This is a genomic window from Streptomyces sp. NBC_01244 (assembly GCF_035987325.1).
Lineage (GTDB): Bacteria > Actinomycetota > Actinomycetes > Streptomycetales > Streptomycetaceae > Streptomyces.
The window spans coordinates 7,270,525-7,280,815 of the sequence record NZ_CP108488.1; the positions used below are offsets into that span (position 1 = coordinate 7,270,525).

The following is a 10,291-nucleotide window of genomic DNA, read 5'->3' on the forward strand; positions in this document are numbered from 1 at the left end:
GTCGATCACTTCTATATTCGGCCCCGCCGTGCTGCCTTCCAGGCCGATGTCATCGTCGCCAGATCAGCCACCCGGCGCGGTGGGGTTCACTCTCGGTTCGTGTACTAGGCCTTCCCCGACCTGCTCCCACGCCTCACAGCCGACACCGGCTAGTCCACCAACGCTGCCACCGCCGCGTTCTCCCTCGCACTTATCGTCTCGGCCACCGTGGGCATCCCCATCGGCCGGATCCTCGACTGCCGTGGCCCGCGCACCGTGATGGCCACCGGATCCGTGATCGGCACCCTGGCCAGCCTGCTGATCGCAGTCGCCCCGAACCTGCTCGTCTTCACCTGCGGTTGGATCCTCGCGGGCGTGGCCATGGCCGCCACTTTCCACCCGTGGGCCTTCGCCGCCCTCACCCGCTGGTGGGGCCCCGACCGCATCCGCGCTCTGACCATCGTCACCCTCGCCGGAGGCCTCGCCTCCGCGGTCTTCGCCCCGCTGACCGCAACCCTGACCGAATACCTCACCTGGCGAACCACCTACGCTGTGCTCGCGCGGTCCTCGCCGCCGTCACCATCCATGCCCATGCCCATGCCCTGCGCGCCCCCTGGCCGTCGGCCCCGCCCGCTCCGCCCTCGGTCGACTGCACGCCGGTCGCCCGCAGCCGCCCCTTCCTCCTCCTGGCTGTCGCCTTCACCTCCTGCGGCTTTGCCATGTACGCCGTCGTCATGGGCCTCATTCCACTCCTGACCTAACGCGGCGCCGACGCGACCACCGCGGCCTGGGCCCTCGGGCTGGGCGGCGCAGGCCAAACCCTCGGCCGAACCCTCTACTCCAGCTTGTCCACCCGCGCCTCGACCACCACCCGCACGGTCACCCTGCTCACCCTGGGTGGCGCAACAACGATAGCCCTCGCTCTGGCCCCCGGCCCGATACTGCTGCTCATCGCGCTCGCGGTTTTGGCGGGTGTCGTACGCGGCACCTGACCCTGCTCCAGGCCACGGCAGTCACCGACCGCTGGGGCACCACGGCACCACTCACTACGGCCGCCTCTCCGGCCTCCTCGGCGCTCCGGCCCGCATCCCAGGAGCCCTGGCCCCCTGGGCCGGCGCCGCCCTCGCGGGCCCACTCGGCGGGCACCCCCACCTATTCGCGGCACTCGCCGAGCTTTCCGTAGTGGCCGCGTGTCTGGCCCTGTTGGCGTCGGGTTCGAGCAGGAAAGCAGGGTCAGGCTCGCGCACACAGCACTCGTAGGCCCCTCGCTTACGCCGCGAGGTTACGCTGCAGGGCTCTGAACTGCAGTTATCTTCGACCTATTTTCCTCAAATCTGTTTCTGATGACGCACCACGTGGAGTGCGTGGCGATCCTGGAGCGGGTGGCGAAGGACAACTGAGCTTCGCGCCCGTGGGTGTTGCGGGCGGTGCGTCGCCGCCGCGCGGACCAGGGGTCCGCGCGGCCGTGACGGCCGGCCCGCCCGGGGACCGTCCTGGGCGGGCCGGGGTTTTTGGGGGCCCGGGTTACGGGCGGGGTGTGAGGTAGCCGCCCATGGACTTGAAGTAGGTCGAGGCCGGGAGTTCCGTGCCGTCTTCCGTGCGGACGCTCGTGATGGACAGGCCGTGGTTGCGGCCCGTGTGGGCGTCCGCGCCGGCGACGATGACGACGCCTTCGCCCTCGCGGTAGAAGATGCGGCCCGGGGTGCCGCCGTAGCGGCCCTCGGAGACGACGGCCGTGAGGATCTCCAGGCGCTTGCCCTTGTGGAAGGTGAAGGCGGCCGGGTAGGGGGCCGACTGGGCGCGGATCAGGCGTTCCAGGGTTTCGGCGGGCCAGGTCCAGTCGATCCGGATGTCTTCCTCGGCCCGCTTGTGGAAGAAGGTGGCCTGGGTGCGGTCCTGCTTCGTGAACTCGGTCCGGCCCGAGGCGATCAGGTCGAGCGCGCCGATCGTGACCGGGGCGATCAGGTCGACCGTCTTGTGGAACAGGTCCGTGGTCGTGTCCGTGGGGCCGACGGGGATCGAGCGCTGCATGACGATGTCGCCGGCGTCGAGCACCTCGTCCATCATGTGCGCCGTGACGCCGACTTCGGGCTCGCCGTTGATGAGGGCCCAGATGAGGGGGGAGAAGCCCGCGTACTTCGGGAGGAGGGAGTCGTGGATGTTGAGCGTGCCGTGCCGGGGGAGCGTGTAGATGCGCGGGGGGATCCAGGTGCGCCAGTTGTTCGCGACGAGGATGTCCGCGTCGGCTTCCTTGAGCTGCTGGAAGAGTTCCTCGTCGTCGGGGCGGTTGCGGATGACGACCGGGACGCCGTTCTCCTCGGCGAGGTCGGCGACCGAGTCGCTCCAGATCTTCTCGTAGGCGTGCTCGCTCTTGGGGTGGGTCACGACCATGACGACGTCGTGCTCGGAGTCCAGGAGCGCCTTCAGGGTGCGATGGCCCCAGGTCTGATAACCGAACATGACGACCCGCATCGGGGTTCCTCCTCAGAAGAGCTAAATGAGCAAAGGTAAGTAAAGCAAGGCTTACCTAACGGCGCAACAGCCCCGATTCTAGGCTTGATTGACCCGAGTGTTAGGGATTTGTCGAGTTTGTCCGGTCGACAGGCTGTCCAGATCAGGTTAGCTTTACCTAAGTTCCACTCGGCTGCCGGTCACCGGTGCGCCTGGACGCCCCCCTTTTCCCCACCCCTGACACGACGCCTGGCAGGCGGCTGTCCCGCACCAATGGGAGTGACATGTCACAGGCTCTTCCTGGCGACGCACCACTGATCCACGACCTGATCGGTATCGGCTTCGGGCCGTCGAACGTCGCCATGGCGATCGCGCTCAGTGAGCACAACGTGCGCGTCGGAAGGCAAGAGGCGGTCACCGCTCACTTCTTCGAGCAGCAGCCCCGCTTCGGTTGGCACCGCGGCATGCTCATCGACGACGCGACGATGCAAGTGTCCTTCATGAAGGACCTGGTGACGCTCCGGAACCCGACCAGCGAATACAGCTTCCTCTGCTACCTGCAGGAGAAGGGCCGGCTGATCGACTTCGTCAACCACAAGAACCTGTTCCCCCTCCGGGTCGAGTTCCACGACTACCTCGAGTGGGCCGCCGCCAAGGTCGACGACATGGTCTCGTACGGCCACCAGGTCGTCTCCGTCGAGCCCGTGGTGCGGGACGGCGTCGTGGAGTACCTCGACGTGACGGCGCGCTCCGGCGACGAGGTCGTCGTCCACCGTGCCCGCAACCTCGTCATCTCCACCGGGCTGCGCCCGGTCATGCCGGAGGGCGTCGAGCGGACCGACCACGTCTGGCACAACACCGACCTGCTGAAGAAGATCGACGGCCTGGAGGGCACCGAGCCCACCCGCTTCATCGTGGTCGGCGCCGGCCAGAGCGCCGCCGAGAACGTGGCCTACCTGCACCGCCGGTTCCCGCAGGCCGAGGTCTGCGCCGTCTTCTCCCGCTACGGCTACAGCCCGGCGGACGACAGCAGCTTCGCCAACCGCATCTTCGACCCCCAGGCGGTCGACGAGTACTTCACCGCCCCGGAGGACGTGAAGCAGCGGCTGATGGGCTACCACGGCAACACCAACTACTCCGTGGTCGACATCGACCTCATCGACGACCTGTACCGGCAGTCGTACCAGGAGAAGGTGCTCGGCACCGAGCGGCTCCGCTTCCTGAACGTCTCGCGCCTGACGGGCGTGGAGGAGTCGGCCGACGGGGTCCGCGCCAGCATCAAGTCCCTCGTCACCGGCGAGGAGAGCGTGCTCGACGCCGACGTCGTGGTGTGCGCCACCGGCTACCAGCAGGCCGACGGCCTGGGGCTGCTCGGCGAGGTCGCGGACCGCTGCCACCGCGACGAGCAGGGCCGGGTCCGCGTCGAGCGCGACTACCGGGTGGCGACCGACCTCGAACTGAGCTGCGGCATCTACCTCCAGGGCGGAACCGAGCACACGCACGGCATCACCTCCTCCCTGCTGTCCAACACCGCGGTACGGGTCGGGGAGATACTCGACTCGATCCTCGACCGGAACCTCAAGTCCGTTCCCGACCAGGCCCGCCCGGTCGCCGGCGGAGCGGGCGGCGGAGCCCGCCAGCCAGCCGTCTGACCGGCCCCGTTCAGCCACTGCCGTGCCTCCCGGGCGTTCTCGCGCCCGAGGCACGGCAGTAGTGTGCAACCAGTTGTCCCATACATAAGGAACGTCCGTGCCCACTGGTACTCGCCGCCCTGCCGGCGGCCCGCCGACGGTCGAACGCCCGGCGCCTTCCCGGGTCGTCGCGCAGGCCCGGCGGCGGCGGATCGTGGGTCTGGGCGTCATCCTCGCGGTCCTCGTGCTCGCGGCGGTGGTGTCCCTCGCCGTCGGCGCGCGGGCGCTGAGCCCCGCCGAGGCGTGGCACGGGCTCTTCGCGGGTCCGGACCCCGACCAGAAGCTCTCCGAGGCCAGGCTCATCATGAGGACCGTACGGGTGCCCCGTACGGTCCTCGCGGTCGTGGCGGGCATCGCCCTGGGCGTCGGCGGGGCGCTGATCCAGGGGTACACGCGCAACCCCATCGCGGACACCGGCCTGCTCGGGGTGAACACCGGCGCCTCGTTCGCCGTGGTGTCGGCGATCGCCCTGCTCGGATTCACCGACCCGTTCCAGTACGTCTGGTTCGCCTTCCTCGGGGCCGCGCTCGCCGGTGTCGTGGTGTTCGGGCTGTCGAGCATCGGCCGGGGCGCCGGCAATCCGCTGACGCTGGCTCTGGCCGGGCAGGGGGTCACGGTGTTCCTGATGGCGATGACGACGGCGGTCGCGCTGTCGGACAAGGCGGCGCTGAACGCCCTGCGGTTCTGGAACGCCGGGTCGGTGGCCGGTGTCGGCTTCGACGTCATCTGGCCGGTGACCGCCTTCATCGTGGTCGGGCTGGTGCTGGCTCTGGTCACCCTGCCGTCCGTCAACCTGCTCAACCTGGGCGACGACGTGGCGCGGGGACTGGGCGTGAACATCACGCTGATCCGGATCGTCGGCATCGTCGCCATCACGCTGCTGGCGGGCGCGGCCACGGCGGCGTGCGGGCCCATCGCCTTCCTCGGGCTGATGGTCGCTCACGTGGCCCGCTATCTGGCCGGGCCCGACTACCGCTGGCTGGTGCCGTACGCGGGTCTGCTCGGCGCGGTCGTCCTTCTGGTCTGCGACATCGTGGGACGCGTCGTGGTGCGGCCGGGAGAGCTGGACGCGGGCATCCTCGTCGCTCTCCTCGGCGCCCCCTTCTTCGCGCTCCTGGTGTGGCGGGGAAAGTTCAAGAGCGCATGAACGTGACAGTGGTGAAGTCCGGCAAGGAGCCCGCCGGCAAGCCCGCCGGGAAGCCCTCGGTGGCGCCCGGTGTGCGGCTCGGCGGCATGTCGTTCGTCTGGCGGCCCCGGATCGTCCTGGTCACGCTGCTGCTGGCGGCGGCGGCCTTCCTGGCGTTCTGCCTGTCCATCGCCGTGGGGGACTTCCCCCTCGGCCTGCCGCAGGTGGTCGCCACCCTGTTCGGCGGGGGCGAGCAGGTCGACCAGTTCGTGATCATGGACCTGCGCATGCCGCGGGCCCTGGCCGGGCTCGTCGTGGGCATCGCGCTGGGGATGTCCGGGGCGATCACCCAGTCCATCGCCCGCAATCCGCTGGCCAGTCCGGACATCCTCGGGATCACCGGAGGCGCCAGCGCGGTCGCGGTGTGCCTGGTGACGGTGTCGGGCGGGGCCACGGCCGCGGTCGTCAGCTCCGTGGGACTGTCCGGGGCGGCGCTCGCGGGAGGCCTCTGCACGGGGCTGCTGGTCTACTTCATGGCGTGGCGGCGCGGGGTCGACGGCTTCCGGCTCATCCTCATCGGCCTCTCCGTGAGCGCCGTGATGGAGGCGATCACGACCTGGCTGCTGGTCACCGCCGACATCAGGGACGTGGCGCGGGCCCAGGCGTGGCTGGTCGGCTCCCTGGACAACCGGTCGTGGGACGAGGTGGGCGTGGCCCTCTGGGGCACGCTCGTCCTCGCGGTGGTCGTGGCGTGCGTGGCCTTCCAGTTCAAGCCGCTGCACTTCGGTGACGACGTGGCCGCCGGCCTCGGCGTCCGGTACGCGCTGGTACGGGCCGTCCTGCTGCTGTGCGCCGTGCTCCTGGCCGGCTTCGCGGTGAGCGCGGCGGGGCCCGTCCCGTTCGTGGCCATGGTGGCGCCGCAGGTGGCGATGCGTCTGACGAAGTCCCCGACACCGCCGTTGGTGGCGTCCGCCGTGGTGGGGGCGGTGCTGCTGATCGGCTCGGACCTGGTCGCCCGTACGGCGCTGCCGGTCACCCTGCCGGTCGGCGTGGTCACCGCCGCGATCGGCGGCCCCTTCCTCATCTATCTCCTGGTGCGGGCGAACCGCCGCTAGGTGATAGAAAGGTTAGGCAAGCCTAAATAGAGGGGGAGCCGTGGTCGCTCAGTTCATCACCGAGGTCGAGTCCGGGGCCGATGGCGTTCCGCGGCTGGCGGCCAGGGGCGTCACGGTCGGGTACGGCGAGCGGACCGTCATCGACGCGCTCGACGTGTCGATCCCGTCGGGGGTGGTGACCACGATCATCGGCCCCAACGGGTGCGGCAAGTCCACCCTGTTGCGGACGCTGTCGCGGCTGCTCAAGCCGACCAGCGGATCCGTCGTACTCGACGGCGAGGACATCGCCCGGCTGCGGACCAGGGACGTGGCCAAGAAGCTCGGCCTGCTGCCCCAGGCGCCGGTCGCGCCGGAAGGCCTGACCGTGGCCGACCTGGTCGCCCGGGGACGGCATCCACACCAGAGCTGGCTGCGCCAGTGGTCCTCGGACGACGCCTCCGTCGTGGAACGCGCGCTGGCCATGACGGGGGTGGCCGACCTGGCCGACCGTCCCGTCGACGCGCTCTCCGGTGGCCAGCGTCAACGCGTATGGATATCGATGACCCTCGCTCAGGGCACCGATCTGCTGCTGCTCGACGAGCCCACGACCTATCTGGACCTGGCGCACGCCATCGACGTGCTCGACCTGGTCGACGACCTGCACGAGTCGGGATGCACCGTGGTCATGGTGCTGCACGACCTCAACCTGGCCGCGCGCTACAGCGACAACCTGATCGTGATGAAGGCCGGTTCGGTCCTGGCGCAGGGTCATCCGCGCGAGGTGCTGACCGCCGAGCTGCTGTACGAGGCATTCGGCCTGCGTGCCATGGTGATTGACGATCCGGTGGGCGACCGGCCGCTCGTCGTGCCGATCGGGCGGACCCATGTTCTGAGTGAGGGCGGTCGGAGTGTGGGAATCCAGAGTGCGGACAGCTGAAACGAGAGCCTCCTAACTTAGGCTAGGCTTACCTCACTTCCCCGGGGTACGGTTTGCCTGCCCTAAGTGGGGCCGTAGTGGACAGCACGAAAGCAAGGGATCCCGCATGCTCCTCGACCGAACGACACGTAACAAGCCCTGGCGGCAGCTGGCGGCAACCGTGTCCGCCGCGGCCCTCGGTGTAGGCCTCCTCGCTGGGTGCGGTTCGGACTCGGCGTCCACCACCGGCAAGGACAAGAAGGACGACGCCGCCAAGGCCCCGGCCGCTACCGGTGCGTTCCCGGTCACCGTCGAGCACTTCTTCGGCTCCACCGAGGTCAAGAAGGCCCCCCAGCGGGTCGTCACCGTCGGCTACACCGACGACCAGAACGTCCTCGCGTTCGGCATCAAGCCGGTCGGCATGGTCGACCAGTACCCGAACCCGGCCGGTCAGAGCCCCGACATCAACACCCAGTGGCCCTGGGTGAAGGACAAGTGGGGCGAGACCAAGCCCGAGGTCATCATGAACAACGGTGACGCCGGCCCCAACTTCGAGAAGATCGCGGCCCTGCGCCCCGACCTGATCATCGCGGTCTACTCCGAGGTCGACCAGGCCGCCTACGACAAGCTGTCGAAGATCGCCCCGACCGTCGGCCGCACCAAGGCCGAGAAGGAGCCCTTCAGCGCCAAGTGGCAGGACAACGCCCTCCAGATCGCCAAGGCGGTCGGCAAGGAGACCGAGGGCAAGGCGATGGTCCAGGGCATCCAGGACAAGCTCGCCACGGTCAAGAAGGCCCACCCCGAGTTCGCCACCCAGACGGCCGTCGCGGTGTCCTGGTACAAGGACGCGGTCAACCCCTTCACCACCACCGACGTGCGCGGGCAGCTCCTGACCGGCATGGGCTTCAAGGGCCAGACCGAGCTCGACAAGATCTCGGACGGCAAGTTCTCCTTCGCGCTCTCTCCTGAGCGCATGGACCTCATCGACGTCGACCGCGTCTTCGTCGTCAACGACAAGGCCGACACGGACGCGCTGAAGAAGTTCGACCTCTTCGCCAACCTGAAGGTCACCAAGGCCAACAAGGTGTCCTACCTGCTGGACAGCGAGGGCCCGGCGGCCGGCGCGGCCATGTCCCAGGCCACCCTGCCCGCCCTGCCGTTCGCGATCGACGAGCTCGTCAAGTCGGTCGGCTAGGTGTGAGCACCACGGAAACTCGGGTCGCCCCGGCAACCCTGCGTACGACGACCGGGCGTGAAGCGGCCCGATGGGTGGCGGCCAACTGCCGCACGATGCCCTGGCTGACGTCCGGCGCCGTACTCAGCACGGTCGCCGGGGCGGCTCTCCAGATGCTCCCCGTCCTGCTGCTCGGCCGGGTGGTCGACGGAGTGACGGGGGGCGAACCGCGTTCGGTCCTGATCACGATCGGGGCGTGGATGGTGGCCGCCGCGCTGCTCGGCGCGGCGGCCACCGCCCTGTCCGCCTACCTGATCGGGCGGCTCGGCGCCGACCTGCTCGCGCACCTGCGCGAAGGCGCCGTACGGGCCGTACTGGGCATGCCCAGCGCCCGGGTCGAGCAGGTGGGTCGCGGAGACGTGCTCTCCCGGGTCGGCGACGACGTCGCCGTGCTGTCCAAGGGCATCCGCTCGGCCATCCCCACGGTGTTCTCCGCGGGGGTCCTGGTGGCCATCGCCACGATCGGCATGTTCGGCCTCGACTGGCGGCTCGGCCTGGCCGGCGCCTGTGCGCTGCCCGCCTACGCGCTGGCGCTGCGCTGGTACCTGCCCCGCTCCGCCCCGCTCTACCGCAAGCGCGCGGTGGCCCAGGCCGAGCGCGCGCAGGCCCTGATCAGCGGTCTCAACGGCATCGAGACGGTGCGGGCGCACCGCCTGGAGGAGGCCTTCCGCGAGAAGGTCTCCCAGGATTCGCGGCGGGTGCGGGACCTCGGCATCGAGGTGTTCCACTTCTTCGGCCGGTTCGTCGGCAGGGAGAACCGCGCGGAGTTCATCGGCCTGGTCCTGATCCTCGTGGTGGGCTACGCCCTGCTGGAGACCGGATCCGCCAGCCTCGGTGAAGTGGCGGCGGCGCCGCTGGTGTTCCACCGCCTGTTCACCCCGCTGGGCGCGATCATGTTCACCTTCGACGAGGCCCAGAAGTCGGGCGCGAGCCTGACCCGGCTCGTCGGGGTGCTGGCGGAGCCCACGCAGGACCGGTTGGTGGGTGACCGGGCCGCCGCGCCGGCGGACGAGGAGCCGTACCCGGTGACGGTGAAGGGGCTGACGTTCCGTTACCCCGGAGCCGATGAGCCGGTCCTGAGCGACGTCAGCCTGACGATCCCGGCGGGCGGCTCGCTGGCCCTGGTGGGCGCGACCGGAGCCGGCAAAACGACCCTGGCCGCGCTCATCGCCGGCATCGGGACCCCGGAGGCCGGTTCGGTGCGGATCGGGTCGACCGACCTCGCCGACCTGGACGAGGCCGCGGCGAGGGCGCTGGTGAGCATCCTGACCCAGGAGACGCACGTGTTCTCCGGGCCGCTCGCCGACGACCTGCGACTGGCCGCGCCGGAGGCGACCGACGCCGAACTGCTGGCCGCGCTGGGCACCGTAGGGGCGGCCGAGTGGGTCGATGCGCTGCCCGAGGGTCTGGACACCGCGGTCGGCGAGGGCGGTGCGCGCCTGGACGGCACCAAGGTGGCCCAGGTCGCCCTGGCCCGGCTGGTGTTGGGCCGGGCACCCGTGGTCGTGCTCGACGAGTCGACCGCGGAGGCGGGCAGCGAGGGCGCCGCCGAGCTGGAACGGGCCGTACTGGCCGCCTGCTCCGGGCGGACCACGCTGTTCGTGGCACACCGGCTGACCCAGGCGGTGGCTGCCGACCGGATCGCCGTGCTGGATGCGGGACGCGTCGTGGAGCAGGGCACGCACGAGGAGTTGGTGGCCCTGGGCGGCCGCTACGCGCGACTCTGGCGGGCCTGGAGAGACGCTAGTTAGGTCATCCTAATTTAGGTTAGGCTGACCTTAGTACCTTGGAAGGGTGTTG

Annotated in this window: 7 protein-coding genes and 1 pseudogene; 7 read left to right on the top strand and 1 reads right to left on the bottom strand. The window is 69.8% G+C overall.

What is annotated here, in order from left to right; translation table 11 throughout:
- The first annotated feature begins 120 nt into the window (after positions 1 to 120).
- Positions 121 to 1,239, top strand: a pseudogene (locus OG247_RS32595) (MFS transporter).
- A gap of 264 nt (positions 1,240 to 1,503) precedes the next feature.
- On the opposite strand, the gene OG247_RS32600 reads toward OG247_RS32595, so the two are convergent.
- The gene (locus tag OG247_RS32600; RefSeq protein ID WP_327255547.1) at positions 1,504 to 2,451 is read right to left on the bottom strand and encodes a methionyl-tRNA formyltransferase; all 948 of its coding nucleotides are present in this window, start codon (positions 2,449 to 2,451) and stop codon (positions 1,504 to 1,506) included.
- A gap of 263 nt (positions 2,452 to 2,714) precedes the next feature.
- Between OG247_RS32600 and OG247_RS32605 the strand changes: the two genes are divergently transcribed.
- From OG247_RS32605 to OG247_RS32630, 6 genes are all read left to right on the top strand, one after another.
- On the top strand, positions 2,715 to 4,082 hold the full coding sequence (locus OG247_RS32605) for a lysine N(6)-hydroxylase/L-ornithine N(5)-oxygenase family protein (RefSeq protein WP_327255548.1): 1,368 nt from the start codon (positions 2,715 to 2,717) through the stop codon (positions 4,080 to 4,082).
- A gap of 97 nt (positions 4,083 to 4,179) precedes the next feature.
- A complete protein-coding gene (locus OG247_RS32610; RefSeq protein ID WP_442813474.1) occupies positions 4,180 to 5,268 on the top strand; it encodes a FecCD family ABC transporter permease in 1,089 nt (362 codons plus the stop codon).
- On the top strand, positions 5,265 to 6,362 hold the full coding sequence (locus tag OG247_RS32615; RefSeq protein WP_327255549.1) for a FecCD family ABC transporter permease: 1,098 nt from the start codon (positions 5,265 to 5,267) through the stop codon (positions 6,360 to 6,362). Before OG247_RS32610 ends, OG247_RS32615 begins: the two co-directional genes overlap by 4 nt.
- Positions 6,363 to 6,402: 40 nt before the next feature.
- Positions 6,403 to 7,278, top strand: coding sequence for an ABC transporter ATP-binding protein (locus OG247_RS32620; RefSeq protein WP_327255550.1), 876 nt, complete (start codon positions 6,403 to 6,405; stop codon positions 7,276 to 7,278).
- A 106-nt stretch (positions 7,279 to 7,384) separates the two neighbouring features.
- Positions 7,385 to 8,452 (top strand): iron-siderophore ABC transporter substrate-binding protein, encoded by a 1,068-nt coding sequence (locus OG247_RS32625; protein WP_327255551.1) that lies wholly within the window; start codon positions 7,385 to 7,387, stop codon positions 8,450 to 8,452.
- A 2-nt stretch (positions 8,453 to 8,454) separates the two neighbouring features.
- On the top strand, positions 8,455 to 10,242 hold the full coding sequence (locus OG247_RS32630; protein ID WP_327255552.1) for an ABC transporter ATP-binding protein: 1,788 nt from the start codon (positions 8,455 to 8,457) through the stop codon (positions 10,240 to 10,242).
- The last annotated feature ends 49 nt before the right edge of the window (positions 10,243 to 10,291 follow it).

What these genes read in the sequence shown, in the direction of transcription:
- OG247_RS32600 (WP_327255547.1), bottom strand. Translation starts at nt 2,451, where the DNA reads ATGCGGGTCGTCATGTTCGGTTATCAGACCTGGGGCCATCGCACCCTG.
- OG247_RS32605 (WP_327255548.1), top strand. Translation starts at nt 2,715, where the DNA reads ATGTCACAGGCTCTTCCTGGCGACGCACCACTGATCCACGACCTGATC.
- OG247_RS32615 (WP_327255549.1), top strand. Translation starts at nt 5,265, where the DNA reads ATGAACGTGACAGTGGTGAAGTCCGGCAAGGAGCCCGCCGGCAAGCCC.
- OG247_RS32625 (WP_327255551.1), top strand. Translation starts at nt 7,385, where the DNA reads ATGCTCCTCGACCGAACGACACGTAACAAGCCCTGGCGGCAGCTGGCG.